Annotated in this window: 26 protein-coding genes; 8 read left to right on the top strand and 18 right to left on the bottom strand. The window is 39.4% G+C overall.

Annotated elements, in window-relative coordinates:
* Both DVB69_RS10535 and DVB69_RS10530 read left to right on the top strand, forming a co-directional pair.
* Entirely contained in the window at positions 1-1,107 is a 1,107-nt protein-coding gene (locus DVB69_RS10535) for a DUF1648 domain-containing protein (protein WP_116019068.1), read from the top strand.
* A 293-nt stretch (positions 1,108-1,400) separates the two neighbouring features.
* Positions 1,401-1,958 carry a histidine phosphatase family protein gene (locus DVB69_RS10530; RefSeq protein WP_370452956.1) on the top strand — a complete coding sequence of 186 codons (558 nt, stop codon included), beginning with the start codon at positions 1,401-1,403 and terminating at the stop codon, positions 1,956-1,958.
* Between the two features lie 277 nt (positions 1,959-2,235).
* Here the strand turns inward: DVB69_RS10530 and DVB69_RS10525 are convergent, their stop codons facing one another.
* From DVB69_RS10525 to DVB69_RS10495, 7 genes are all read right to left on the bottom strand, one after another.
* The gene (locus DVB69_RS10525; RefSeq protein WP_116019066.1) at positions 2,236-2,469 is read right to left on the bottom strand and encodes a hypothetical protein; all 234 of its coding nucleotides are present in this window, start codon (positions 2,467-2,469) and stop codon (positions 2,236-2,238) included.
* Between the two features lie 176 nt (positions 2,470-2,645).
* Positions 2,646-3,296 (bottom strand): FusB/FusC family EF-G-binding protein, encoded by a 651-nt coding sequence (locus DVB69_RS10520; protein ID WP_116019065.1) that lies wholly within the window; start codon positions 3,294-3,296, stop codon positions 2,646-2,648.
* A gap of 148 nt (positions 3,297-3,444) precedes the next feature.
* The gene (locus tag DVB69_RS10515; protein ID WP_116019064.1) at positions 3,445-3,723 is read right to left on the bottom strand and encodes a CD3324 family protein; all 279 of its coding nucleotides are present in this window, start codon (positions 3,721-3,723) and stop codon (positions 3,445-3,447) included.
* Positions 3,724-4,095: 372 nt separating this feature from the next.
* Entirely contained in the window at positions 4,096-5,061 is a 966-nt protein-coding gene (locus tag DVB69_RS10510; protein WP_116019063.1) for an alpha/beta hydrolase, read from the bottom strand.
* Positions 5,062-5,362: 301 nt separating this feature from the next.
* Positions 5,363-6,094, bottom strand: a complete 732-nt coding sequence (locus tag DVB69_RS10505) for a polysaccharide deacetylase family protein (protein ID WP_116019062.1) — start codon at positions 6,092-6,094, stop codon at positions 5,363-5,365.
* Positions 6,095-6,704: 610 nt separating this feature from the next.
* On the bottom strand, positions 6,705-7,250 hold the full coding sequence (locus DVB69_RS10500; RefSeq protein ID WP_116019061.1) for a hypothetical protein: 546 nt from the start codon (positions 7,248-7,250) through the stop codon (positions 6,705-6,707).
* A gap of 294 nt (positions 7,251-7,544) precedes the next feature.
* Complete coding sequence (locus tag DVB69_RS10495) at positions 7,545-8,192, bottom strand: DedA family protein (protein WP_116019270.1); 648 nt, start codon at positions 8,190-8,192, stop codon at positions 7,545-7,547.
* Between the two features lie 588 nt (positions 8,193-8,780).
* Between DVB69_RS10495 and DVB69_RS10490 the strand changes: the two genes are divergently transcribed.
* Positions 8,781-9,527: a YqcI/YcgG family protein gene (locus DVB69_RS10490; protein ID WP_116019060.1), complete on the top strand. Its 747-nt coding sequence runs from the start codon at positions 8,781-8,783 to the stop codon at positions 9,525-9,527.
* A 49-nt stretch (positions 9,528-9,576) separates the two neighbouring features.
* Here DVB69_RS10490 and DVB69_RS10485 read toward each other — a convergent pair whose 3' ends face one another.
* On the bottom strand, positions 9,577-9,939 hold the full coding sequence (locus DVB69_RS10485) for a DUF488 domain-containing protein (RefSeq protein ID WP_116019059.1): 363 nt from the start codon (positions 9,937-9,939) through the stop codon (positions 9,577-9,579).
* Positions 9,940-10,089: 150 nt separating this feature from the next.
* On the bottom strand, positions 10,090-10,914 hold the full coding sequence (locus tag DVB69_RS10480) for an SAM-dependent methyltransferase (protein ID WP_116019058.1): 825 nt from the start codon (positions 10,912-10,914) through the stop codon (positions 10,090-10,092).
* Positions 10,915-11,498: 584 nt separating this feature from the next.
* On the opposite strand from DVB69_RS10480, the gene DVB69_RS10475 reads away from it, so the two are divergent.
* On the top strand, positions 11,499-12,020 hold the full coding sequence (locus DVB69_RS10475) for an STM3941 family protein (protein WP_116019057.1): 522 nt from the start codon (positions 11,499-11,501) through the stop codon (positions 12,018-12,020).
* Positions 12,021-12,101: 81 nt separating this feature from the next.
* Here DVB69_RS10475 and DVB69_RS10470 read toward each other — a convergent pair whose 3' ends face one another.
* The 5 genes from DVB69_RS10470 to DVB69_RS10450 form a co-directional block, all read right to left on the bottom strand.
* Positions 12,102-12,746, bottom strand: coding sequence for a hypothetical protein (locus tag DVB69_RS10470; RefSeq protein ID WP_116019056.1), 645 nt, complete (start codon positions 12,744-12,746; stop codon positions 12,102-12,104).
* 143 nt (positions 12,747-12,889) lie between these two features.
* The gene (locus DVB69_RS10465) at positions 12,890-14,212 is read right to left on the bottom strand and encodes a sodium-dependent transporter (RefSeq protein ID WP_116019055.1); all 1,323 of its coding nucleotides are present in this window, start codon (positions 14,210-14,212) and stop codon (positions 12,890-12,892) included.
* A gap of 32 nt (positions 14,213-14,244) precedes the next feature.
* Positions 14,245-15,489: a hypothetical protein gene (locus DVB69_RS10460; RefSeq protein ID WP_116019054.1), complete on the bottom strand. Its 1,245-nt coding sequence runs from the start codon at positions 15,487-15,489 to the stop codon at positions 14,245-14,247.
* Between the two features lie 20 nt (positions 15,490-15,509).
* A complete protein-coding gene (locus tag DVB69_RS10455) occupies positions 15,510-15,884 on the bottom strand; it encodes a nucleotide excision repair endonuclease (RefSeq protein WP_116019053.1) in 375 nt (124 codons plus the stop codon).
* 119 nt (positions 15,885-16,003) lie between these two features.
* Positions 16,004-16,795 carry a VLRF1 family aeRF1-type release factor gene (locus tag DVB69_RS10450; protein ID WP_116019052.1) on the bottom strand — a complete coding sequence of 264 codons (792 nt, stop codon included), beginning with the start codon at positions 16,793-16,795 and terminating at the stop codon, positions 16,004-16,006.
* Between the two features lie 228 nt (positions 16,796-17,023).
* Between DVB69_RS10450 and DVB69_RS10445 the strand changes: the two genes are divergently transcribed.
* Complete coding sequence (locus DVB69_RS10445) at positions 17,024-17,716, top strand: YjjG family noncanonical pyrimidine nucleotidase (RefSeq protein WP_116019051.1); 693 nt, start codon at positions 17,024-17,026, stop codon at positions 17,714-17,716.
* Positions 17,717-18,523: 807 nt separating this feature from the next.
* Here the strand turns inward: DVB69_RS10445 and DVB69_RS10440 are convergent.
* The 4 genes from DVB69_RS10440 to DVB69_RS10425 form a co-directional block, all read right to left on the bottom strand.
* Positions 18,524-19,507 carry a YecA family protein gene (locus DVB69_RS10440; protein ID WP_116019050.1) on the bottom strand — a complete coding sequence of 328 codons (984 nt, stop codon included), beginning with the start codon at positions 19,505-19,507 and terminating at the stop codon, positions 18,524-18,526.
* A 64-nt stretch (positions 19,508-19,571) separates the two neighbouring features.
* Positions 19,572-21,143, bottom strand: coding sequence for a sensor domain-containing diguanylate cyclase (locus DVB69_RS10435; RefSeq protein ID WP_158541076.1), 1,572 nt, complete (start codon positions 21,141-21,143; stop codon positions 19,572-19,574).
* Positions 21,144-21,237: 94 nt separating this feature from the next.
* The gene (locus tag DVB69_RS10430; RefSeq protein ID WP_116019048.1) at positions 21,238-22,146 is read right to left on the bottom strand and encodes a patatin-like phospholipase family protein; all 909 of its coding nucleotides are present in this window, start codon (positions 22,144-22,146) and stop codon (positions 21,238-21,240) included.
* 421 nt (positions 22,147-22,567) lie between these two features.
* Entirely contained in the window at positions 22,568-23,761 is a 1,194-nt protein-coding gene (locus DVB69_RS10425; protein WP_116019047.1) for an MFS transporter, read from the bottom strand.
* 83 nt (positions 23,762-23,844) lie between these two features.
* Between DVB69_RS10425 and DVB69_RS10420 the strand changes: the two genes are divergently transcribed.
* From DVB69_RS10420 to DVB69_RS10410, 3 genes are all read left to right on the top strand, one after another.
* Positions 23,845-24,096 (top strand): hypothetical protein, encoded by a 252-nt coding sequence (locus tag DVB69_RS10420; protein WP_116019046.1) that lies wholly within the window; start codon positions 23,845-23,847, stop codon positions 24,094-24,096.
* A 127-nt stretch (positions 24,097-24,223) separates the two neighbouring features.
* Positions 24,224-25,831: an ABC-F family ATP-binding cassette domain-containing protein gene (locus tag DVB69_RS10415; protein WP_116019045.1), complete on the top strand. Its 1,608-nt coding sequence runs from the start codon at positions 24,224-24,226 to the stop codon at positions 25,829-25,831.
* A gap of 165 nt (positions 25,832-25,996) precedes the next feature.
* Positions 25,997-26,719: a hypothetical protein gene (locus DVB69_RS10410; RefSeq protein WP_116019044.1), complete on the top strand. Its 723-nt coding sequence runs from the start codon at positions 25,997-25,999 to the stop codon at positions 26,717-26,719.

Below are 26,719 nucleotides of genomic sequence, written 5' to 3'. Positions count from 1 at the left end.
ATGTCATTAGCGATTTTTCTAGTCACACTTGCTTTCCTGATTGTCATACAATCCGCTATTCCATTTTTGTTAAAGCGCACGATTGTCTTTGGAGTTACCATTCCCGAAGAGTATGCAATGGATCCATCTATTCTTTCGTTTAGACGCAGATACTCTGCACTCGTTTTTATAATAGGTACCCTTTCACTAATAGCGTTATTGGTATGGTCAACTACCACTTCCGTATCAGAGAACCAACTCGTTTTCACAGGATTAGCAATCCAATCTGGTCTGCTGTTACTAAGCATGGCGCTGTATCTCTATTTCCACGCAAAAACGATGAAATTGAAGCAAGTGAATAACTGGAATTCAGGGTTAAAACAAGTTCGAATTGCTGATCTGCAAAATCACGCAAAAGATTCCATGTTGCCGAATTTTATGTATGTGCTACCGATGTTCGTGACGATCGGACTGCTTGTTTACACAGCTAGCCAATACAGTTTGTTGCCTGATCAGATTCCGATGCATTGGGGCCCTGATGGTCAACCAGATGCATATAGTCAAAAATCACCATTCTCTTCGATTGCCTTATTGCTCATCCTTTTTGTAATGCAAGTAATGATGCTTGGAATTAATGTGGCAACAAAACTGTCAGGAATTAAATTGAATGTAGGCAAAAAGAAGTCTTCTCAACTTCAACAACTGGCATTCCGTAAGTATTCCAGCTGGTTTTTGTTATTAATAACGATACTATTGACAATTCTATTCGGATTCTTACAACTCACTACAATTGATGGTGCATTACAAAACGAAACGTTGATGATGGCAGTGCCTCTTGGTTTTCTAGTTCTAATATTGGTTTCTTCAGCAATCTATGCTTTTAAAGTTGGCCAAGGCGGTTCACGCATTGTAGTGTCTGTTGAGGAAAATGAAACCACCAGTGCTACAGACGATGATATGGATGACCATTGGAAACTTGGGGTCTTTTATGTCAATAAACAAGATCCTTCTATCTTTGTAGAAAAACGATTCGGAATTGGTTGGAGCATCAATTTTGGCAATCCAATCGGATATCTCGTCCTATTCGTACCTATAATAATTATATTGCTCATTTCTTTCTTTGCTTAAAGCCTATGTTACAAACTATGAGGAAATGCTGATGGACTCAACCACCGTTATACTGGGTCCATTAAACCGGTTTCTAACAATCTTTTTGTTCCTTAAAACTTTGAACAGTCCATTAAAACAGGAGGATCGAAATTCGTTTTAAACTATGAAGTTCTAGGAACAAGCTTTTTTCATCGAATTACATGTCACTATCAATATTCACCCCTTCTATCTAGATGACTATAACGATGAAACAGAAATTATTTTGATTGTGCTCGAGAAGATAATGAATCTCTAAAAGAAAATGGATAGGTGTGATCATATTGAAGAAGTTATACGTAATCAGGCATTGTGAAGCGCAAGGTCAAGAAGCTGAAGCACCACTGACTGAACTAGGCATGCAACAAGCTGATATGTTAGCTGAGTTCTTATCGACTATCCATTTTGATCGAATTATTTCGAGTCCATTCGAGCGTTCGATTCAGTCTATCTCCCCTTTTGCCAAAAGAACTGGAATTACAATTGAGACCGATGAACGGTTGACAGAACGAGTGCTAAGCACCGAAGATCTCTCGGATTGGTTAGAGAAATTGGAAGCTAGTTTCGAGGAGATGGAACTAAGTTTCGCAGGAGGGGAATCCAGCCTAGAGGCGACTAAACGAGTTGTTGAGGTGCTTGAGGAGATTAAAATGAGTGAAGCAGAGACATCTGTTATTGTGACGCATGGCAATTTATTATCTCTCGCGTTAAAGAATTATGACGAAAACTTTGGATTTGTAAATTGGAAGAAGCTCAGCAATCCTGACATCTTCCTACTTCAATTTGATGGGGGCCAAGAGGTTGTTGAACGAGTTTGGAACTCTGAAGAATAGAGAATCGTCAGCAATTAAAATTGTACAAGTGAGATACATGGAGAGGGTGAATACTCTATACAACAATATTTACTATTAAAAAAAGTAACCACACTCCGCAAACTGGGCAATAAAAAGGGTAACAAAACTTGATATAACTACTTCATAAAAAATAGAAGAGGCAATCTCAAATGGTGAAAACCTTTTGAGATTGCCTCTTCATCTGAAAACGTTCTTTATTATAATTAGATCCATATGAAAACATAGACTAAATAAAATTATGGGACCTCGAAGCCACTTATTCTCTTAATAACTCTACGTCTCCGACAGTTTCAATAACCAAGCTCAATTTTTCAGCATTTTTGTAAGAACTTATTGGGAAATTAACTTTTAAAAATGTTTGATGATCATTTTTGCCTATATTAAATGATTCATGATGATATTCGTTTCCTTCACTATCAACAATTTTCATAGAGTGAGCAAATGGAGTTTCATCTTCAAACACATCATCTACAGTAAATTCCAAATGCATAGAGGCTGGACTTGCCGTTGCTTATGTAACTTGAATAATAGATGCTGGATCATCCATGGTGTATGCAATTCAGGTACATCGCAAAAGACGTTACTGCATATATGCTTACATTACCATTTCACTAAAACAGATACACTGATTAGCTTCATAAATAGAAGCTAATGAGGTGAAGTTCGTTATTTTCTTAGAGAATCTCTTAATAACGTCTCTAGATAAGCCACACCCGTTATATTTTTATTGCATTCATGACTATCTGCACAAATAAGATTGCCAATGGATCTGAAATAATCAGGATTATTTTGATGTCTCTCCTTAGTTTTTGTAGTGAAATAGGTTACTTCAGACTGACATTTACATATGGAACACGTATTTTTCCTGGGAGATGGTGAAAATGAACACTCGATCCCAACTAATTGCATATCAAGCTCATAGAGTAAATACTTTTTGTTGGATCTGCTATCATTCCAACTTAAATATGTGACACACTTCAAGTCAACGCTACTCAAATCAGGTAGCTTCAGTTTTTTACTTTTTGGGAACAGTTTCTTAAGTTGTTGCTCTGTCACTGTCGGGAAAGGCATGCGATAGGCATCAAGCTTTTTAATGGCTAGGTCATACTCTTCTACTGTCTTCAGCCTAGAAAAATCCAATATTCCTTTTTGCTCTGCACTCATATCTGGGACACAGTTCATAATTTTTTCATTTGATACATCATAAACAGTGGCTAATACTCCGGGAGGAATATGTTGCTTCGTACTATCTTTAATGAATGCCACTTGTTTACAAATATAATTGAACTGCTCATTTTTTATAAATCTTTCTGTCATCTCTTATCACTCCTGAATTTTAGCTATACATTCTTTACAAATAGTCTAACGGAATAGTAGTTGCTGTGCTAGACCAAGAATGATTTAGAAATGTTTTCTACATAACAACCCCCCGTGCAAATGGTTAACCATTCGCACGGGGGGGGGTTCAACACTTATTTTTATGATAGGAGTAGACAATCTTTTTGATAGTTTCAACAGAGAGATAATACTCCTGAGCTAGATCCTCCATACAAGTCCCTTTTGTATAGGAATCTCGAATCGTAGCATTGCGGAGATCTAACCGGCGTCTGTTGCCACTAGAAGCTCCCCATTTTTGATGGTCATTTTCGTGCTTAGGAATGTAGAGCGTTTCCCCTTGCACATATTTTTGAATTTCATTTATAAGTTGTTTAGGTAAAATACTCTGTGCGTTAATATATGTCAATTTCACTCGCTCCTTATCTTGAATAGATAAACGTGAGCAAAGCCAATTGATCAGAAAATTTCGTAGCGATAAAATTAAATGATACGCCCCATGCAAAGTATCGCCTTTCTAATTACTGGCTTCGCATGAGTGTTTGAAGTATCAGACAATCGTAGATGATTCTCCAACTATAAGCACCCCCTTTAAAGTGAAATCCACTGATATTTTTTTACAGTCAATATCTTTCTCTCTTACTAATAGTCATCGTAACACGAATTGAACTCTCACAGGCAAAAACAAATGAGCACTCAAGAGTTAATAAGCAAATTGAGTTTACCTTTGATCATTTTTAGACAGGTTGTTTCAATTTCAGAAAACATCGAGACACTCTGATCATTTAACTGTATGCATGAGAAACTGCTTAACTTTTTGTTTGTATTCCTCGGGCTGCTTGGCATACGACTCTCCATGATTTGCCCCATCGACTAAGAAAAGCTCTGAACTGCTGGAGGTATTGTCGTATAATTCAATTGCATTCCTATACGGAACAAAGGTATCCGCTTTTCCATGGATGTACAATATCGGTACATCTGTTTTCCGCACAGCTTTAAGAGCACTTGCTTCCGTAAACAAGTAGCCCGCACGCAACTTCGTCACTAGACTTGTACTATCTAACAATGGAAATGCAGGAAGGTGAAACATCCGCTTCATTTGATAGGCAAACAATTGGTAGACCGATCCATATGGGCTATCCGCTACGATTGCTTTCACTTGTGTCGGTAACTCTTCTTCTCCACTCGCCATGAGTACTGTTGCAGCCCCCATCGATAATCCATGATAGACGACTTCCGTTTTTTGTCCTAATTTTCCTACCAAGGTATTCGTCCAGTCGATTAAATCTAGTCTATCCGGCCATCCAAAACCATAATAATCCCCTTCACTCTTACCATGACCACGAGCATCTGGCATGAAAATGTTATATCCTAGCTCCTGATAATAGAAAATACCAAATAGCCCCATTTGCTTTGCATTCCCTAAATAGCCATGAGTCAAAATGACAAGCTTATCGGTTGGGGTAGCAGCAGGTAAAAAGTAACCTGTTAATTTTAATCCATCTCGTGATTCCATCGTCAGTTCTTCAAAGTCCTGGTCGTTGACCCAGTCAATCCAATCCCCTTTTACATACAAATCCATTGTTTCATCGGCGACCTCTAAGTCTGCATTATTTTGTAAGAAGTCTTTCGGTCCCCTCTTAATGGCAAGGTCATAAAAAAATATTCCACCTATGACTTGGAACGCAACAAAAACAATGACAACAATCAGCAAATATTTCTTCCAATTTCTCTTTACCCTATTCATATGATTACCCTCTGTCCGTTACTATCTTTGTGACTATAAGTATACAGGAATTAGAACGAGAGTATGCGGACAAATCTTTTGAAAGAATGGAGATTATTTCTTGTAGGGCATTGGAAAATAAAAAAAGTAGTTCGTATGTAAGTTCGTAAAGGGGTAAAAACAGTATAAAAGAATAATCTGTTATCTAGTAGTAATTGCAAAAGTCGTAGGGAAACTCCGGACCTATATGTATGTAAAACAAAGAAGCGCCCCCTTTTACAAGAAGTCGCTCCCAAGTGGTCAAGCATTCAATCTTAGTTGTTCAATGTAACGTTTCTGCATTGGTATTGTCCATTAGTTCACTGACTGTAACAAATCGATATCCTTGCTCTTTTAGCTTAGGTAAGATCTTTTCAAGTGCCTGAACCGTTTGAGATCGTTCCCCTCCACCATCATGGAAAAGTATCACATCTCCTGGTTTTGTTCCAGTTAATACTTTTTCAACTATTTTATTAACCCCAGGTTTTTTCCAGTCTTCAGTGTCCTGGTGCCAAGACCACATAACGACTTTAAAGTTCTGCTTTACTGCAATATTGATCAGTCGGTCATTATAGTTTCCTTCAACGGGTCTGAAAAGTTTGGGATATGTCCCTGTGATGCCGTAAATTACTTCGTTCGTATCAATTAATTCCTGTTTGAATTGTTTAGCCGTTTTGAATCGTGAGTGTGAATACGTATGATTTGCTACCTCGTGCCCATCATTAAATTCTCTGAGTACGATGTCGGGATACTTTTCAGCATGTTGGCCCAGTGTGAAAAATGTTGCTTTTGCTTGATTCTTTTCCAAAACGTCTAAGATTTCCTCGGTATATTTAGGATGGGGTCCATCATCGAAAGTAATTGCTACAACCTTATCATTTGTTTTGATATCCCATAGCACATACCCCTTCTCTTCGTAATACGGTCGTCCTCTATCCGTGGCGAAGACATTGAATGTGAAAAAGATGATTGTTAAACCGCTAGCAATGAGTGCTAAAATGCCAATACGTTTCATGATGTTCTCCCCTCACATTTTCAAACCTTATTACTTATTATCTGCAAATGGATTTGATCTATACGCCATAATTTCTATCGCCACATTTAGAAAATACTTCCCTCAACTTTTATCGAAACTAAGTACCTAGATAAAAGTAATCTCCTCTCAATTATTACCTTGTAAATCTAAGTAAGACGAAAAATTCGTATTCGGAAAAATAATTAAAAATGAATTGCTATTTATAGGTTTTATGTATTTATATCAAGCAGTGATCAATACTAAACAATTCCACTCCAAGAACTATTGACTTGAAGTGATTACGAGAAAATAATGAAGGATTTTCCTAATGAAAGAATTTCACTTGTGTTTGAGGTTACACTACGGTCTCGACTAACAAGCAAACGACCAGTACGCTGTTTTCTAAAGAATTAATGCAAACCAATAGGCAAAGGTTACTAAACTGTAGTGTCATAAGGAACTCAACGAGGGCAGAACTCTCTAAATACTCCTACTTGGGAGTTCAAGCGATTCTATTGAATGTCATGTACCAATAAGAGGGGAATTCTGCATTTCAGGAGTCCATTAGTTGGGAACTTTTAATTTATTCTAAGTCTGTTTTCACAAGTTATTATTCAAATGATGGATGTGACCACCATTCATCAGCAACAATTGGTAAGTTCTCTTCTTTGAACTTCTTCCTATCTGCATTCAACCTTTCTACTGTAGAACCAGAGTAATTCGATTTAATGACATAACGATAAAAAGAATTTCCATAGTTATCTGTAAAGGGATATTTAACGTTTACCGAAATATTGTCAATGTTAAGACCGAGTTCTTTTATAGCATATACGGCATCACGTACTGTTAGTTGCATGCTTTTTATTGTCATTTTTTCTGAGAGGTTCTCTTTACCTTTGTATTCGATTTCCAAAGAATACGGTTCTTTTGTATCTAGCCCTTCTACGCTAACAAAATCGCCAAATTTAGTGTCTTTTAAGACGGATTCCACAAGTTTTTGTCGCGTTTCAGGATTTTTCTCTTTAGCAAAGGCTCCTGTTTTTAATTGACTTGACATGACCTCTTGTTTAGCTGTTCTTTCATTATTCAAGTCTTCGCGGTTTCCACATGCCGCCAGTAGCAAGACGCACATACCCATGTAAACTAATTGTCTCATGCTAATTTCCCCTCTCTATGCTTACAGAATGGCTCAAGCCACCCTGCTTCATACAGAAGTTTTGGATTAAAAAGAGGGATTCCAATAAGTTTTATGATTTTTCATTCAAGCAAGTAAAAACGTCTTTTCGTACTAGTAATTTGCTCCTCTTTTGGGTCCTCGCGAAAAAAGCATCCCGTTCAGCTCACCTTAAAAAGGGATGCTAAACGAGATGCTGATCCTCTTGTATGGACTCTTAGCATACAGAGGGATGGAAAGACAACATGTATATCTTGCGAAAAATAGATTCTTCCATTACTTTTTCCGTAAATGGCTTACTACGTAAGATATGATTGGAGGCAATATTGAAAGGACTATTACGGCCATGATGATCGTGGAGAAATTTTCTTTAACAAATGGAATATTTCCAAACAGATAGCCGACAATTGTGAAAAGACCGACCCAAAGAGCTGCCCCTAAAATATTGTAGGTGAGGAAATAGCGGTAATTCATTCGGCTGGAGCCCGCAATGAAAGGAATGAACGTCCGGATAAATGGCATGAATCGAGCAATTACAATCGTTTTGCCACCATGTTTGTTAAAGAACTTTTCAGCCTTATCAACTTTTTCCTGATTAATCAAACGCCCCATCCATCGTTTTTGGGTGACAGCGGTTCCTAGCGTCTTCCCGATATGATAATTGACAGTGTCACCGATAACTGCGGCAGTAAAGAAAACGAACAACAGCAGTCCTATGTTAAATACCTCACTAGCTGATGCCAGAGCTCCTGCTGCAAACAAAAGTGAGTCTCCTGGTAAAAACGGAAAAATCACGATACCTGTTTCCGTAAAAACAATTAGAAAGAGAATGACATAGGACCAAGTTCCAAAATTTTGGATGATTTCGATTAAATGTTCATCAATGTGTAAGATGAAACTGACTATGTTTTGAATGAATGACATGTAGATTCTCACTTTCATTACTTTATAAAGTCGTATTACTTCATAAACTGCCCACCTGTTGCCAGTCGAATCAAGTAACCTACATTATCATACTTCAATTTGTTTTGCTTGTCCTGCATGAACTCATTGAGTTTCAAAGTTTAAAAGTGACCTTTGTTAAGCAGAATCGTGATAGAGTGCCTGAATTTCAATTTCCCTAATTGCCAAATTAAGTAGTAGACTATTTCGATGGAGTACAGGAAACACACTAAATAACCAGCTTCACTACACCGAAATGTAGTGAAGCTGGTTAACTTTTTGAACCTATATGTAGCTCAGCATGGTCTGGCTGTTTTTGAATAGTGTTGTAGACGTTAAATTAAGGTGACATTAGTTAGGTTGCGGCACTACTAGGCAATCCCTAGTCGGAATAGGCTGCGTATTCTTTTCCACCTTCTGCCGAAAGTGCCCCAATCGCGGGACAGAGATGTGCCGCGCCTCTGTGATTAGTAGTATATGAAATGTTTCTATAATTTATACATAGTCATAGTAACAAATTTCGAGGCGTATTGTTAGACGTAAAGAAATGATAGGAAGGGAAGGCATGGATTGATTCATACAAAAAGTGCTTTGTTAACAAAAGAGGATTTGGAAACACGAGAGGATTTACCTGAGTGGTTGCTTTCTGAATACGAAACATTTAAAAATACCGTAACGGATAAGACGTTTCCGTGCTATTTTGGCATTAATGGCCAGCTTAAAGGTGAATTGCGTTATGCCTATATCACGCATAACGATTGGAGTAATCTTCCGTTGGCACTCATCGATTTCTTAGCTCTCTTTGAAGATCCTAAGCACAAAAGGCACGGATTGTTCGTTTTCGTAGAACCTTTTACAACAGAAAGAACACTCGAAGCCTATCGCAATCAGTTTTGGAGTATTCTCCAGTATTTACATGAGGTTGATGAAATTAAGTGGCCAAACGAAAGTCCACGGGACCCAGACCATCATTTGTGGGATTTCCGATTCCATGGCGAACCCATTTTCGCATTCGGCAATACCCCTGCTTATAAGCAACGAAAGACGCGAGACCTAGGAAATGCGATGGTGCTTGGATTTCAACCACGCAAAATTTTCAAAGGACTAAAAGGTACTGAGAAAGGCGGGATCATGTCACGGGATAAAGTTCGGGAACGTGTAGAGGCGTGGGATCATTTGCCGAAACATCCTGATATTAGCCACTTTGGAGATCCAGAACATAACGAGTGGAAACAGTTCTTCATCGGTGACGACAGCGATCCGATTCAAGGGAAATGTCCGTTTATGCATAAGGAACAGAGACAAAAGCCGTCCTAAACGACGGCTTTTATGGAATGGATCGTATTTCAATTACTTTCAAACACGATTATTGATGATCCAAAATCTCTTTTATGACAGCTGCCTGATTATGTTTTTCATCTTTCGCTGCAAACACAAGCGTAACCTTTTTGTCATGTTCCTTGGTCAATTGCTTTAACTTTTCCAATGCTTCTTTTTGTTCTTCGTTCTTTTTCAGCTCTTTCTTATATTTCACCTTGAAATCATCGTACTTGTCCGTGTCATGGTCAAACCACTGACGAAGTTCTTTGCTTGGTCCTACTTCTTTGACCCACTCATCTACATGTGCGTCTTCTTTGCTGACTCCTCGTGGCCACACCCGATCGACTAAAATGCGTACTCCATCCGACTTTTCCTTTTCTTCATAAATTCGTTTAATTTTTACAGGCATTGTTACTCCCTCCACTTTTTTGTTACTATTCTATTCCCCTTCTAGATAGATCTTAATCAGAGAAACATGAAGCTGATTTAAAAAAAGCCATCCAGATGGATGGCTTTTTGTCTGTAAAATGATTTTAATGTAATTCCATTCCTAGGTATGTTAACTTGCAGTAATTACAAAACTGTTCAATGAACGTTCTTCATCTTTACACTCATTCATTAACTCATAATAACTAGTTAAAAGGGTTTCCATTCTTGGAGCAGCCTGGACGAGTTCTGTGCGAATACTATTTGCATAGCCTTTTTCCCACTTTGCGTCAGGTAAAAATGTCGCATCTACTATCTTATCCTTTTCAATTTGGAATCCAGCTTGTTCAAGTAACTGCTGGATTTGGGATTTGTTAAATAGATTTTGAACATTACTCTCATTCTCCACAAATTGTGAGTAAAGCGCTAGAATTGAAACAGCAACGAAATGGGATCTTTGCGACATTTCTGTAAATTGAAGATCCCATTCTGCAAAGCAAATCCGCTTAGCTAGGCCGCGAACCCTTTTAAGGAATCCTAGAAGCTCAAATGGATTTTTAAAGTACCAGGAGCAGTGTGAAAATACGGCGACATCGAATGGAACTTCAACTTCGAAATTATTAAAATCCGTTTCTAAGTGAAATGTAATCCGTTCTCCTAAAGAGGATTGCAAAATGTGGTCGGTTGCTTGACCTAGCGTGAATGGAGATCCGTAATCCCGACTGGCATTGTCGATTGCAACTACCTTCCCTGTATGTCCAATTGAGTGAGCGATTGCCATTGTAGTATCTCCTTGGCCGCATCCTATTTCTAAAATCCTCCCTCCTTTTGGAAGGTTAAACGCTTCTACAAGACTTAAACGATGCTGGAGTTGAATTTGTTGAATTTCATCGTCTTGGAATAATTTGTGCTCATTTAGAAACTTTGTCGTTTGCTCATTGAGTTGGTACGTTGTCATTTGTTTTCCCCCTGATTCTATCTTGCCCCGGCTAGTTGTCTTTATTCTATCACTTCAACGCTATATAGTTCTTTCCGGATTGCTTCTCATAGGAAATCGAGACTGGAAATTTCACGGAATTTTCCATCAATCATCTGAAGAATATGATTATTTCAGAATGCAAAAGCAGTCATCTTCTCTTCCCTGTCAGTATCATCATACATTTCGATTTCGCAGCTCATCATAGGTGCTCCTTTGACTTCTCTTAGAGTCCTGTCACTCGATACCCCGAAAATTTAAATGAGCTGCTCCTTGATTAAGGGATAGTGGTTGTAATCCATCTGACGATCCCTAACTTTAACTTTTGTGATTTGCTTATCACAATCCTCTTTTTTAAACGCTTTAATAAAGGTTTTTTACTTTTACTGTAACTAAAAACGAGTAGAATGACAATAGTTTACTCACCATACTCCCTCCTCCTCTAGTACATAAAGTATAATTCATGTTAATAGTTCTATGTTGGTTAAACTGAAATTTTCACACTCCTTTTTGTACAACTAGTTTTTGGAATGGTAGACTTTAAAAATAGAAAGAGAGTTGAGTCTATGGAAGAATTAGTGGTATTTCCTAAAAGAGGAAGAATGTTAGGATTTGGTATCGTATGTATTTTGACATCCGCATTTGGATTATTTCTAACATTACTTTTAATCGTCGGAGAGGCTCCTATCTATATAGGGCTTATAGGAATTGGGCTATTTCTGGTTTGTGGTTTTAGTTCCATCTTTTATATTAAAAGAGTTATTATTCATCAACCTGCACTTATTGTATCTAACGAGGGCATTACCGATAATTCAAGTTATATCGGCGCTGGTCTGGTAAACTGGGATGACATCGCAAATATTGGGATGATAGAAGAATCGGGACAGCCATTTTTAGCAATCTATACATTTGACCCCGATCTAATTATAAATCGGACGGACACTACAAAAAGGATGGCAAATAAGGCTAATAAATATCTTCTTGCTTCTCAAGTTAACATCCCAGTTAATAATTTGGCTATCCCGCTTAACGAACTTCTTGAGAAAATCGCTGTTGTTTGGGAGAGACAAGCAGAAAAATCGGTATGAAAAATGGAATGCCGGCGAACTATCTAATAGATCGCTGGCATTCCATTTAATTTGTTCATTCTCTTTGTACTTTGACGTGTTTTATTCCTCTGACCAATTCCGTATTTTTTTTGAAAGAGAGGAATCCATCTGTCCAAATTGTATGACCCCAATTTTACCTTCTTTAGTAGAAAAGATTACCTTTCCTTCTAACTCATGAAGAGAAGGTTCTTCATCTGGTGAGGTGTACTCAACGGTAGCCTTCACATGATACTGATTACTTGCGGTATCAATTTCGCTCTGCTTCACTTCTGAATCTATCAGTTTAATTGCACTTTCAGAGTCAGGTTCGAATTGGGATTGGTACTGATACAACATATTTGTGCCCCGTGCTCGTTTTAAGCCTTCTTCCGTGTAATAGGGTAAAAACTTCTCTTTCATATAACTCTCTAGTTTCATTTCATTTTCTTTTTGCTTCACACTATCTAGTTCTGTTCCTCCCATAGCTGCTTCTGACAATTGTATATACAACTCATCAGGACCATTCAATTCTTCTTGCAACACCGCTTCTATGATTTTGATCTCTTTTTCCGTGTTTGAAACGGCGGCTGTTTCAGTTTTAGGTGCAGAAACAGTCTCTATCTTTTCAGTTGCAGATCCTTGTGTGCATCCTACAGAAATCATACAAACTAGAATCGTTGCAGTAACTAATCCGAAATTCTTTGTAGTTAATCGCCCCCTCATCACAATCCCTCTCTCCTATTTATGTATGAATTACTTATGAAAACGGTTTCTTTAGTAATTATACGTATTATCGCAGGATGGGTTTCAATTTTCTGTAATTTATATTTTAAAAAAGTCATGTGCCTAATCAGCACATGACTTTTTATTTACAATCCAACCACCCAAGTCACAAAAATGATGACAATGGCAGCTGGAACTATATATCGAACTAATGCTTTCCATAATTTATGGAGAGTTGGATTCATATCTAACTCATCCGAAGTGTCTTTCTGGCTAAGCACATATCCTGCGAAGATGGAGACCGCTAGTGCGCCGAGTGGCATGGCAATTCGGCTTGTGAGTAGGTCAGCGAAGTCAAATATAGAGCCGCCAAAGATTTCAATATCTCCAAGAACGCCAAACGATAAGGCACTAGGGATTCCAACTAAGAAAATCAGTCCACCAAATATCCAAGCTGCTCGTTTGCGGCGATCGTGTTTTTTTCGAATTCCAGTAGAAACAACAATTTCAAGCATCGCAATAGCAGATGTCAATGTCGCAAACAGCATGAGAATGAAGAACACAATCAAGAAAAATCCACCGAATGGGATTTCATTGAAAATTGCTGGGAGAACAACAAAAATAAGTCCAGGTCCTTCAGTTGGCGATTGACCAAGCGCAAATACAGCTGGGAAAATAACGATACCTGCGAGCAAAGAAATGACGATATTTAATATCGACACATTAAGAGCGGATTGACCGAGTCGCTCCTCTTTTTGTAAGTACGAAGCATACGTCATCATCGCTGTTACACCAACACTTAGTGAGAAAAATGCTTGACCTAGAGCTAAGAGAACCGTTTTTGGTGTCAAGTAGCTCCAGTCTGGTACGAATAAGAAGCGAATTCCTTCCATTGCACCGTCCAGGGTCAAAGAACGGACCGCAAGCAAGATGAAAAAGATGAATAGCAACGGCATCATCCAGCGACTTGCACGCTCAATTCCCCCTCTAATTCCACTTTGGACAATCCAAACGGTAATCGCAAGAAACGCAGCTTGTGCGATGAGCACTTCCGTTGGATCTGCAATAATGTCATTAAATAATCCACCAAAGTTGGCACCAGAAAGTCCCCCGGTCAATGAACGAATGAGATATGATAAGATCCACCCGCCAACAACGCTATAAAACGATAAAATGATGAAAGATGCAACAAGACCCATCCATCCGACCCAGTTCCAGTTCTTGCCTTTAGACAACTTCGTAAGTGACGTGACGACGTCTGCCTGACCCCGTCTACCGATGACGAATTCGGCCAGTAAAATCGGCAATCCGATTAGCAGTGTACTCACTATGAATAACAACACAAAAACGCTTCCACCGTTCATGCCCGCCATATAAGGGAATTTCCAAATAGCACCCAGACCAATTGCGCTTCCGGCTGCTGCTAATATAAATCCAATTTTAGATGTCCATTGTTCCCGTTCTCTCATTTCCAAACCCCGTTTCAAGCAAACCAAAAAGTTTACAAATCATTTAGTTGTTTCAGTTCACCTGTCACAGCATCTACACAATCCTCAGAATCCAACAATCCGCTAAGTTTGTATGTCCCGGATGCTTGATGGAACACATACTTCGGATCGATTGTAATCGACGAAACCATTATTTCAAAAGCTTCTACCTGAGAAACCGCTTCGGTGAGAGGTTGTGTGAATCCTTCGAAAAGTTGTGACATATCACTTGAATCCATGAAATTCATCACTTCATATGTATCTTTATTCAGCAGGATTAAAAGCTTTCTTCGAAGTGGACCCGCGGTTTCGCCTAATTTACGACATACGACTTCAATAATTCCCGGTCGCCGCATAATCCGATAAAGTTCCCATTCGCCTGATTCTTTTGGAAGCACGGAAGACAAAAACGATGTCGTAGATTGAATACAGCCTTGAAGATCTTCGTCTGTTACTCCACTAAAAGGTTGGTTGAGAACAGTAAATGCTTCTTCAGCAGTTAGTTCAGTTCCAAATGGTTGAATCGCCTGTCTTTCAAATTGTCGTTTTGAAGTCGATGCCCATTGTAAAACAGTCCGAGGAAACCTGGCTGACTGTTCTTCAGTGAAATAAGGTAAAATAGTTCCATCTTGAGCGATGAACACCTCATCGATTGCGTAGTAATCTGCAAATCGGGCTTCATCTTCAATTGGCAATCGAATTGGCGTGAGTTGCTGCCTTACAAGTGGTTCAATCGCTTCGAGGGTAAGAGTAAAAGGTCCTTCCTCAAACTGATTAGATGCAATAATTGGCAGGTGACACGTCATGATTCGACCAAGACTATCCCATTCGATCTCTAGGAATCCGTCCGTATGTATAGGAATATTGTTATGTACACTAGCACCTTCGATTCCATTTTCGTGGCGATTGGTTAGAACAAAATCTTCTCCACCGCGGAATCCTGTTTGTTGCTCCATCCATTGAATGAACTGCTCTTCACTTGAAGCGACAGAATCAGCAAAAGAGCGCTCCCCTTGTGTTACGGCAAAAAGCAATTGCTGAAAACGCAGAGAGTATCTAGTTGAAACCGTCCCATCTGGAAGCATGTCATCGTCCTCGGGGGTAGCAGTTGCAGGCGGAAGCCAGTCTGCAGTTAGCAAGATGTCAAATCCGCCAAATGCAGACACTTCTTGTGAAAGTGAGTGTGTATGAAGAACAAATTGCTGAAGACCCAGCGTTTTTTTTAATTCTTCTAGCACAGCTTCAATTCGTTTGTCCAAAGTGCTCGCCTCCTTTTGACTTACTCGAAAAAGACTTTGTCTGTATTGTATTTAGCTTCCATCGTATTAATGATGTACGTTTCGTAAATTTCACGTTCCATAGCATCTTCCACAGAGATTACAGCAATTTTGTTCACTTCATCGCGATGTGGTTTTAATGGAGATACGTTATCTTCCAAATGTTTTTTTACGCGGGGACGTAGCTTACGTGCTTTTCCGACAAACAACAATTCATCTTGTTTGTTGTAGAATAAAATGATTCCGCCTTTGTCACGGGGAATTTCGTGCAAGTCCACAAATCCGCATATTGGTTTGATCGGAACGATATTTGCAGATACTTTTTGAAGTCGTTGTTCAATTTTTACATCAATTTCAGGAATAGTAATAGAAATCATCAATGTCACGTCCTATCTAGTTTTGTTATAAATCCTACCACAGTTTGACACAGAATGCGATTTGTCAATATATTGAGAAAAAACCGCCCCTCATAAAAGGGACGGCTTAGCAGAATTATTTATTTTTCAAAGACTTCATGTAGCACTTTATCTGGAGTCGAGTTGTTTAAATTTTTATGTGTTACACTTTTAGGTTTCTGATTCATCGCTGAAGCGAACGATTGAGAAGACTCTGCTTCACCAATCACGTGGATCTCGTCCCAATGACGATCTTTTTTCATCTTATCTATATCAGAGGCCATGGATTTATAGAAGCGTTCTAAGTTTTCTTTTAGGCGCTGATCCAAGTCATCAACGTGGCTACCGCCTGTCCCTCGGTTACCTGAGGGGTTCATGCCTTTTTGTTCCCGCCACACGTCTAAACCTGAGTCGAAATAATAGACTAAATCATCAGCTACGTAGCCCATCGCAGTATCTAGGATCCGCACATTCCCTATACTTGGCATGATGATTCCTGAATTAGGATACGCTTTCAACATATATTGAAGTTCTTCGATTACAGGATGATCCTCCCAATGGAAGCTCGTCTTCACTGCAATCTGAACATAGTGGACAGACCATAGATCAGGATCGTCCGCTGCAAAAAGTATGACACCCTTTTTTAAGTCATTTTGATTTTTTTCAATTTCTTCTGTCACTCTAGCTTTCGCTTTTTTAAATGCTGCAAGTTCTTTGTCATTCGAAGCTTCTAAGTATTCCTCTAGGCGTTTTAACCCAGATTTCAAATGGATCTTCCAAGCACCTTTCTGCTGATCGGGATCAGCTGGGTTGGTATTCAAATACACACTTAGTACACACCTGTTTTCACAATGGTAATCTTTCAGAGTTTGAAGTTCTTCGTTTACTGTCATTATCGCTTCGACCTCCTCATGATCTGCTTCTCTTTTTGTGATACCCTTCCGCTCGAAACTTAAACGAATAAATGATTTATTTCTTATGATAAAAACAGAATTTCAGTTACCTCTCTATCGTGCCTTGAATTTTAATGAGAATGTACATCAAAAATTTGAAAGCTTGTTTTAAAACAGTCATGAGTGCTATACTTTCTAAAACTAAAATTGCAGACAGGTGATGATTGGATGAATTATGATGTTTTCTTTTTCGACTTAGACGATACGCTTTTAGAGTTTGATAAGGGCGAGCGGATTGCATTTCGTAGTGCATTTATAGAGGCAGGTCTCGAAGAGGGACTCGATAGTTATCGAACAGAATATCATGCCATTTGCAAGGTGCTTTGGAGACAATTGGAAGAAGGCACAACGACTATGGAAGAATTGAATGTAAGTCGTTTCCGTCAATTGTTTGACAAGTTCGGTATTGAGCTTGATCCTTTAAGCTTCTCTGAAACTTATTTAACATTGCTTGGTAAAGAAGCTCATCTAATAGATGGCGTCATCGATATGTTAGACAGCTTAGGCGATGTACGTCTTGCAATTGTAACGAATGGTTTCATCAAAGCTCAGATTGCTCGAGTTGCTTGTTCTTCGTTGAATAATCGCTTTGAAACGATTGTGTCCTCTGACGAAACCGGCTTCCAAAAGCCACGTCCTGAAATTTTCCAAGAGGCAATGGATCGTCTTGGGGTAACAGATAAGTCCCGTGTTTTGATGACAGGGGATTCCCTTACTTCTGACATTCGCGGTGGCGTTAACTTTGGGATTGACACGTGTTGGTATAACCCAAATGGCTTGGAAAATCCAACAGAAAACAAACCAACTTATGAAATTAGTAATTGGGATGAATTCAGGGTTAAAGCAAAAGCTGTATATTGAAGAAGAAAAGCTGCTGGATGTCAGGAAAACTGATATCCAGCAGCTTTTTTGTTTCGGGACTTGACTGATGACTTTGGGTTATGATCACTTTTAGGGATTTATGAGCACATTTTGTGATTTATGAGCACTTTTCTTGGTTTATGAGCGCTTTTTGTGAAATATGATCACTTTTCAAGATTTATGAGCGAGTTTCATAGTTTATGATCACTTTTCAAATTTTATGAGCGCTTTGTGCAGTGCATGAAGTCGATCTGAACGGTGGAGCATGACCTGTGCAATAAAAAAGCGTAGCGCTACCAATTAATCCCTTGAACTTTGCTGGATTGTATCAAACTTTTGATTAGTTTTCTTGAAGTGCCGATTCTTATCGTGATACTACTCAATAGCTGCCTTCATCGTTGTGATTTCCAATAACTTATGAGGTTTTTTTATGGTTTATGTGCGCTTCTTCAGGTTTATGAGCACTTTCAGAGTTTTATGATCACTTCTTGAGGTTTATGATCACTTCCAGAGGTTTATGAGCGCTTTCCAGGGTTTATGAGCACTTTCAGAGATTTATGATCACTTTCCAAGTTTTATGAGCACTTTCAGAGATTTATGAGCAATTTTCAAGTTTTATGAGCACTTCCCAAGATTTATGATCACTTCCAGAGGTTTATGATCACTTTCCAAGGTTTACAATCACCATCCAAGTTTTATAATCACTCCCCACAGTTTACAATCACTTTCACAATAAATCATTAAGTTACAAATAAAAGTCTTTAAACGAAAACCCCCTGCTCAAAATTGAGCAGGGGGTACATTTGTTTATGCGTTCGTTTTCAATTTTGCGTAATCCGTGATTCCGTTGTAATAGCGATTCAGCGAGGATGGAGATACCCCGAATTCATCGGCAATTGCTTTCACTGTGAGCTCAAGGGTTTTAAATAACGCGTGTTCTTGTCCATAACGGATTGCACCAGCTGCAATCGCGACATCCTTGCGGGCATTTGGCTGTTCCTCTACTAAATAATCCTCGATCAGTTCCAGGAGCTCATCCGATTTGCGATCGTTCGCTTCTAAAAACGAGGAAATCCTTGCGAGGACACCTTGTTCAAAATCAGTGAACTCTTCCCCTTTGTATCCATTTTCCGATAACTTTTCCCATAAGGTAACTGAGTGGTTTTTCATGTACGTTTCAGAATCTTGATCGACGTTGCTAAACTCAGTCACAAATTCATCAAACACAGAACTTTGATCGACTGGGAAAAAGATTAGTGTCGAGACTGCTAGAACTCCATCCACTCCATCTGGTAAAGTAAAGCACCAAAGATGAACGTCTTCAGGAACTGGTTTCTCAGACTCTCTGCGTAACAAAACGGTCTGATTATTTAACCGATCATACACAGTTAAATAAGAGTCCTCTGACTTAACAACTTGTCCTAGAAGTGTTTGTGGGACCGACCAGCTTTCAAGAACCTTGATAACGGAAGGGCGAACGATCTTCTTCAATTGCTTGCGCACAAATCCTTCCCAAATATCTGTCCGGTCATGGAAAAAGAACTCGTCTAGCGCAATAGCCTCGATCATTTCTTCCGAATAGGCTTTAGATAGGGGAAGTTTCCATTGAATAGCGAACTTTCGATAATCATCAAAGTCTTTTTGTTTTGGATATTCATCATAAAACGATTGTAAAACACGTTCCAATTCTTCAGCTTGCACGACTTCTACTGTCAGTTCTTCTTTACCTGCACAGCACTTCTTATATTTCTTTCCGCTGCCGCACGGGCACGGATCATTTCTACCAATCATATTCAACACCTGCTTCTTTTTGAGCTGTTGTCCAGTCTACCACTTTTTCAAGCTACATGGAAGTTTACCTACTAGTGATTGCCCTGTCATTCACATTGACCACCTTGTTACGACCTGTTTCCTTCGCTTGATATAGACATTCATCTGCTAGTTCAAGAAGTCTTAAGAAGTGTTCAGCGTGCTCTGGCATGCTTGCGACACCTGCTGAAAATGTGATTGGCTCTCCGATTGGACTATCTTCGTTCGACACGTCAACTCTGATTTCGTTTATCAATTCACTTGCTTGCTTATAGTCTATTAAGGGAAACAAGATCACGAACTCTTCACCACCAAAACGGTAGCACAATCCATTGTCATTTGTCTGCTTTGTTAACTTTTCTGCTAGATATTTTAAGACTTCATCCCCCATATTATGACCGTAAGTATCATTTACTCGTTTGAATCGGTCGATATCTAAAATAACCAAGGAAAAAGACACTTTCTGTTCTACTAGAATTCTCGCTTGTTCGTTAAGGGCTCGTCTATTTAATAAGCCTGTAAGTGCATCTGTAGATGATTCTTGTATGAAATGATCGACTTTATCCTGAAAACGGCTAAAGCTATCCGTCAAAGCGAGCTCTAGCTGAATGGCCTCGTGGTACCATGCACCGCTCTTGAGTGTTGCATGTCCATCTCTTTCTAATTGATCTGTAGCATAACTAGCCAACTTTTCAAGAGGTTTTGCTATTTTAGAAGCAAAATATAGAATGATAAGAGCAGATAGTAAAATGAAAGGAAGCGACTTCAAGATCATTTCTTTCACCATCACTTTTGACGATGCCAATGCGATTTCAGTAGGTCTTTGAGAAACAACACCCCATCTTGTCAGAGGGATTGAAGCGTAACCTGCTAACATATCTTGATTTTTGCTATTCAACAGCCTCATGCTGCCACTGTGTCCCTTCCTTAACTCAGAGATTACCGGGTTCTGTTTTACATACTCCCCTACTCGTTTTCCATCCAAGTGATACATCAGCATTCCATCTTCATCTACGACATATACGTAAGAGCCATCTTCATAAAAGTGTTGCCCCAAGAGATCATTCAGCACATTTTCTTCCTTCAGATAGATACTTCCACCGATTAGCCCAATCACGTGACCTGATGCATCTTGGATTGGTGTGGATATAAACACAACTAAGTTTCCAGTTTGAGCATAAAAAGGCTTACTGATGGCGGGCTTACCTGTTGTTAATGTGTCGATTCCCACATCATCTGAGATAGGTTGGCCTACAAGAGTCCTGATTTCTGAAGAAGCTCCTTGAATTATTCCACCTTTATCTGTAATGATAACTGAACTCAATGACTCGGTTTGGTGAAGTAATCGCTCTGCTTCGTAATTTAATTGTTTAAAATCGGCATAGTTCATATAGGTCGACAGATCGGTCGCTGAATAGGCTAGGATCGTTTCCGTTCTCAATAAATAATCTTCTGTCATTTTGGCAAGTTTCTGCGCATAGGCAAAGTTTGTTTCCAAAGTTGTTTTTTCAAGAGTTTGCTGGTCAGCACGATATCCGGCATAAAGACTGCTTGCTAATGTAAGCGTGATTGAAAGCCACGCGATGGCTAATAGCAAATGCTTTAAAGATATCTTCATACCGAACACCGCCCTTTCAGCTAAACAGTTACTATTACTTAAGACTATTATACCATTCATCGACAATAAACAACATGGTTAGTTGCTTAACTTTTCAAACAATTCTACGTATCATCGCTGTCTTTCCCCATTGTTTCAAAAAATTTGTGGCGGAGACTTCCCCGCTAATAACTAGAGTATCTTTTTGCTCATCGGTCAAATCGAATTGAACAGCGGAAATTCCATCAGTGGGAATAAATAGCACATCTTTTTCAAGTCTTTTGGAAACGTGTTTTTCATCGTGAGCATCCTTCATTGTTGTAAAAAGTGCTTCGTAAAGGCCTAATCCATTACGGATCACTGTTTTTTTCTTATCTTCTGGATTATGACTTAATTTCATACCGACGATCGGGCGTGTCTCTCCATTCTCAGGTTCATTAAAGACCCATAGAGGAAAATTACTAAGAACGCCCCCATCTACAGTGACAGAATTTCCAGCTAATGAATGAAGAATGACCGGTTCGAAAAAGAAAGGAATACTCGTGCTCATTCTTAACGCGCGTGCCACCGGGAAAAAATCTGGCCGTAACCCATACTCCCCTAAATCATCAGGAAGTACGATCAGTTTTCCGTTTGTTAAGTCGGAGACAATGATTTTAAGCGACCCTTCTGGTAGATCCGCAAAAGTATACACCCCTTTTTGGGCCATGATGTCACTAAACCAATTTTCCAGAGCCGTTCCTTGGTAGAGTCCCATACGCCAATAGAGCTGAATCCATTTCATAAATGGAATGGGTATAATTGTCTTTCTTGCATCTAGTAGTTCAGGAAAGTTTTGTTGTTGCATAATTTCTTCCATTTCCCTGGCCGTGTATCCCGCTGCTAACATGGCAGCGACAATTGCACCAGCGCTTGTGCCAACTGATCGCTTAAATGTGTATCCATTTTGCTCGAAAACTTTACACGCACCTACTAACGCGAGCCCTTTTAATCCACCACCTGAAAAGACGCCATCAATTTCCACTCATTCTCCACCTTTCTAAAGCCTTATAGCTTACTGTAAGAAATATCCCTTCCTTTTAGAACTAGTTAGCCCATTAAACCAAGCCTCCCTTCGACACAGGTTGACGAACTAACAATAAGATGTTATGATTACTAAGTTATAACCAGTTAGCTGATTCTTGAATACTGGCATTCTGCGGAATGTTTACCCATTATACGTATTCAAACTGGCGCGGCTATAGGGCCGCAAGGACGCAAAAGTAGGTAGGGTTTGCGTTGCTTATGTTAGGAAACAACTGCTGAACAACGACCGCGGCAATGATCGTTGTGAGTAAGTACACAATTCTTGATAAAAAAAGAAATAACTTTTTTCTGATATTCAATAATCGGCTATACAAAAAAACAAAGGGATGCCCCAAACGGGCATCCCTTTTCCAATTCATTCATTCTTCTCTATCCCCTATTAATATCGCCAAGAAGATCATTCCTAAAAATAATAGACCAAATAATGCGATTGTCACTTGATGATTTTCCGTGATGTCGTATAACATCCCGATAACTAACGGCAATAGCCCACCGATGATGTAACCCCCGGTTTGCATCATTGCTGTCCAAGAATTCGTTTCTACCGCATTTTCAGTCTCATCCAGCGGCAGCACGAGTGCGATTGGGAACATCCCGCCTAAAGGTACTCCCATTAAAAGCGCGCCTACCCACAAAAACGGTAAATGACCAGTTCCAAACATAGCCACTGCAACCAAGCCAATGAGGAGAATAAACAGCAGCCACATTTTTCTTCCTGGATACCGTTCCATCATAAGCGGAATCGTAATATTCAAGACAATTTGAACGACTGTCATGAGACTGACTAGTGTACCCGCCTGAACAATCGTCATTCCTTTCGACATTGCGATAGGTGCTAGCCAGATAACTATTGAGAAGAAAGCAGCAGACTGCAGTCCGAAGAATAAGAGGAACAGCCATGCTTTTCTGTTTTTCCAAGGCGAACGGAATTTGCTCAATTCTTCTCCAGATAATCTTTCCACTTGTTGTCGAACTACAAGCTGATCGGTTCCTGCAGCAAGCCATACTGCGATCCCAACAAAAGCAAGTACCGCCCATATACAGAGTGCGAATGGATAGGATCCGGTGACTTCATAGAAGTAAGCGGATAATCCAGTACTTACTGTTGCCCCAGCCCCGAGACCAAACGAATAGATCCCTATGACGGGCCCTGCCCGATGTGGAAAGTTTTGTTTGATCATCGCGGAAAGAAGTGGCCCAGCAATCGCAATCGCAATCCCCACTCCTATGGAAGAAAGTAGGAGCATGGGATACGTGGGTACGAATCCACGGAGTGCCGTCATTACACCAATAATCGCAACCATTACAATCATAGTTACATTTAATCCTAAACGACGATTCAATACAGGTGCAAGCGATGCGAATACGCCCATGCAAATAACCGGTAAGGCAGTAAGTAGACTAACTTGTGCATTCGTCAATGACAATTGTACCCGAATCGTTTCGAGCAGCGGACCGATTGACGTGATAGCAGGTCGCATGTTCAACGACACGGCAAAAATCGCAAAAATCATAAGAATTGTTTTTTTAGGAGTGAGGACGTTAGGATTCATAAGGATTCCTTTCTAAATCTAATTCATCGAACTTGCGTTTGTTTTTTTGAGGTCGTATAATTTTCTGTGAAAGGATGAAAGCCATGCAAATAATTCATTGGTCCTATACACGGAAGTATCAAGTAAAAAGTGTATTCGACTCGTTTCCTGACACAGTCGTTGTGTTCCGACAAATCAATGGGTACTACTTCATTAACACGATGAGCGGACTTGATCCCCAGTTGTTGCCCTCGCGGAAAGATTATGTCCAAATGGAGTATTTGATCAATAAAGAACTTGGTACGTTGTCAGCTTATAAAAATCGGAGAGCCCTTCAAAAGAAAGAAAGTTCTTGAACAATTTAGACGATATACTCATAGATGTATTGTAAGCTTGAAAATTGAATTTTGCCACTGTAATTTCCCCCACCCTAACGACAATACGTGCTATAATGGGCAAAGTGTGAATTTTAGGAGGTCAATTATGTTAGCAGTAAGTAATATAAGTCTTCGATTCGGAGACCGGAAACTATTTGAAGATGTTAATATACAGTTTAACCCAGGGAATTGTTACGGGCTAATCGGTGCGAATGGTGCGGGTAAATCAACATTCATTAAAATACTTTCCGGTGAAATTGAGCCGCAAACTGGGAATGTCATTTTAAATAATGACGACCGCCTGGCAGTACTCAAACAGGATCACTTCGAATTCGAAGAAGAGGAAGTTCTTGAAACGGTCATTATGGGACACAAGCGTCTCTATGATATTATGACTGAAAAAAATGCGATTTATATGAAAGAAGATTTTTCAGATGAGGACGGCATGCGCGCAGCTGAACTTGAAGGTGAATTTGGAGAGCTTAACGGATGGGAAGCTGAATCCGAAGCAGCAATCCTCTTGCAAGGCCTTGGAATTTCTGACAAGTTGCATACAATGAAAATGTCCGAACTTAACGGTTCTGACAAAGTGAAGGTCTTACTTGCTCAAGCCCTATTTGGTAAGCCGGACGTCTTGCTACTGGATGAGCCGACGAACCACTTGGACTTAAAAGCAATCCAATGGTTAGAAGAGTTCTTGATCAACTTTGAGAATACAGTTATCGTTGTATCTCACGACCGTCACTTCTTGAACAAAGTATGTACCCATATTGCGGACTTGGACTTCAGTAAAATTCAAATCTACGCAGGTAACTATGATTTCTGGTATGAGTCTAGCCAACTAGCGCTTAAACTATCCCAAGAACAGAATAAGAAAAAAGAAGAAAAGGTAAAAGAATTACAAGCCTTCATTGCACGATTTAGCGCGAACGCTTCAAAATCTAAACAAGCAACGTCACGTAAAAAGACGTTGGATAAAATTGATATTGATGATATTAAACCATCATCACGTCGCTATCCATATGTGAACTTCCAAATGGGACGTGACATCGGAAATGACGTCTTAATGGTTCGTGATCTATCTAAAACTCAAGACGGAGTTCAATTGTTGAAAGATGCCTCATTTACATTGAACAAAGAAGATAAAGTTATTCTTGTTGGGAATCCTCTTGCAAAAACAGCTTTACTTGAAGTTCTAGCGGAGAAGCAAGAACCGGATGCAGGAACTGTTAAATGGGGCGTTACCACTTCACAAGCTTACTTCCCTATCGACAATAGTGAATTCTTCGAAGGTAACGAGAAATCACTAGTTGAGTGGTTACGTCCTTATTCACCAGAAGATGAAACTGAGACGTTCTTACGTGGTTTCCTCGGTAGAATGCTCTTCTCAGGCGAAGAAGTGAACAAAAAACCATCTGTTCTATCTGGTGGAGAAAAAGTTCGTTGTATGCTTTCTAAAATGATGTTGACTCATTCAAATGTCATCTTATTAGATGAGCCGACAAACCACTTGGATCTCGAATCGATTCAAGCGTTAAACAACGGGCTAATTGCTTACAAAGGCGTTATGATATTCACTTCTCATGACCATCAGTTCATCCAAACAATTGCCAATCGCGTAATTGAAATTAATGATGATGGTACCATTTTCGATAAGATGATGAGCTATGATGAGTATTTGGAGTGGAAAGAAGCACAGCCTTCTGTGAAATGATTTCCTGATAGTTCTCTACTTTAAACAAGAAGCAACTGCTATTTTAGCGGTTGCTTTTTTGTTTTCCTTCTAAAATTTAATGAAATCCTCATGCACATTCTTTTCTAGAATACGGCAATACTATTCGAAAAGGAGTGGTTGACTATAAAAAGGTTTCTGTTTTTAATGTTCTTACTCATTAGTCTCCTTATCGTCTCCGCTTGTTCCAAACTGAATGGTGAAGATGTCACTGCACCTGATAATTCCGGGAACAGCGGCCAACAGAATCCCCTTGATAAAACCGAAACGGATGCCGGTGGAGAAATAAAAGACAAAGATCACGACAATGATGGCGTTGAAGAACTGGATGATCCTACTGGTAAAATTAAAGATCCCGCCATGCGTGACTACTTGCTCCCTGACAGTTCAAAAGCTCATTATGAAGGAGATGGAAATGAGTTTGCGGAGCTGGATGTTCAGGTTTCTCATCCATATGAAGACTACGTGATGATTTACGAGAACAACGGTGCAGCAATAATACGAAAGCTATACAAAGTGGAAAAAGATCGAATCTTGATTTTAGAAGAAAAACATGTCGATGTAGAAGAGAATGCACCTCCAGTAGCAGCGATTAAAAAAATGGAAGTGACTGGTGTTTATTTGCAAAAGCCTTTCGAAAAAGGGGCTACTTTCGGGAAATGGACAGTTGTCGATACCGACGCTACTGTGGAAACTCCCTATAAAAAGTTTGAACACGCGATTGTCATTGAAGATAAGGGAGACACTTATAGTAACCGTAAGTATTTTGTAGAAGGGTTCGGAGAAGTGAAGCGTGAATCCGTCATGAAGGTAAAAGGAAAAGAGGATTTAATCGTCACTTCCTCCATGGAATCGGTTACGCAGCCATAA

Origin of the sequence: Sporosarcina sp. BI001-red (assembly GCF_003384035.1) — a bacterium.
GTDB lineage: Bacteria > Bacillota > Bacilli > Bacillales_A > Planococcaceae > Sporosarcina.
The sequence above is the reverse complement of the archived record's forward strand: the minus strand, read 5'-3'. Positions and strand labels throughout refer to the sequence as shown.

Coding starts and splice junctions, on each gene's coding strand:
- DVB69_RS10435 (WP_158541076.1), bottom strand. CDS start 21,143: ATGAAGATATCTTTAAAGCATTTGCTATTAGCCATCGCGTGGCTTTCA.
- DVB69_RS10420 (WP_116019046.1), top strand. CDS start 23,845: ATGCAAATAATTCATTGGTCCTATACACGGAAGTATCAAGTAAAAAGT.
- DVB69_RS10480 (WP_116019058.1), bottom strand. CDS start 10,914: ATGACAACGTACCAACTCAATGAGCAAACGACAAAGTTTCTAAATGAG.
- DVB69_RS10455 (WP_116019053.1), bottom strand. CDS start 15,884: ATGATTTCTATTACTATTCCTGAAATTGATGTAAAAATTGAACAACGA.
- DVB69_RS10445 (WP_116019051.1), top strand. CDS start 17,024: ATGAATTATGATGTTTTCTTTTTCGACTTAGACGATACGCTTTTAGAG.
- DVB69_RS10465 (WP_116019055.1), bottom strand. CDS start 14,212: ATGAGAGAACGGGAACAATGGACATCTAAAATTGGATTTATATTAGCA.
- DVB69_RS10520 (WP_116019065.1), bottom strand. CDS start 3,296: ATGACAGAAAGATTTATAAAAAATGAGCAGTTCAATTATATTTGTAAA.
- DVB69_RS10415 (WP_116019045.1), top strand. CDS start 24,224: ATGTTAGCAGTAAGTAATATAAGTCTTCGATTCGGAGACCGGAAACTA.
- DVB69_RS10475 (WP_116019057.1), top strand. CDS start 11,499: ATGGAAGAATTAGTGGTATTTCCTAAAAGAGGAAGAATGTTAGGATTT.
- DVB69_RS10510 (WP_116019063.1), bottom strand. CDS start 5,061: ATGAATAGGGTAAAGAGAAATTGGAAGAAATATTTGCTGATTGTTGTC.
- DVB69_RS10450 (WP_116019052.1), bottom strand. CDS start 16,795: ATGACAGTAAACGAAGAACTTCAAACTCTGAAAGATTACCATTGTGAA.
- DVB69_RS10505 (WP_116019062.1), bottom strand. CDS start 6,094: ATGAAACGTATTGGCATTTTAGCACTCATTGCTAGCGGTTTAACAATC.
- DVB69_RS10410 (WP_116019044.1), top strand. CDS start 25,997: ATGTTCTTACTCATTAGTCTCCTTATCGTCTCCGCTTGTTCCAAACTG.
- DVB69_RS10440 (WP_116019050.1), bottom strand. CDS start 19,507: ATGATTGGTAGAAATGATCCGTGCCCGTGCGGCAGCGGAAAGAAATAT.
- DVB69_RS10495 (WP_116019270.1), bottom strand. CDS start 8,192: ATGTCATTCATTCAAAACATAGTCAGTTTCATCTTACACATTGATGAA.
- DVB69_RS10485 (WP_116019059.1), bottom strand. CDS start 9,939: ATGCCTGTAAAAATTAAACGAATTTATGAAGAAAAGGAAAAGTCGGAT.
- DVB69_RS10535 (WP_116019068.1), top strand. CDS start 1: ATGTCATTAGCGATTTTTCTAGTCACACTTGCTTTCCTGATTGTCATA.
- DVB69_RS10525 (WP_116019066.1), bottom strand. CDS start 2,469: ATGCATTTGGAATTTACTGTAGATGATGTGTTTGAAGATGAAACTCCA.
- DVB69_RS10425 (WP_116019047.1), bottom strand. CDS start 23,761: ATGAATCCTAACGTCCTCACTCCTAAAAAAACAATTCTTATGATTTTT.
- DVB69_RS10500 (WP_116019061.1), bottom strand. CDS start 7,250: ATGAGACAATTAGTTTACATGGGTATGTGCGTCTTGCTACTGGCGGCA.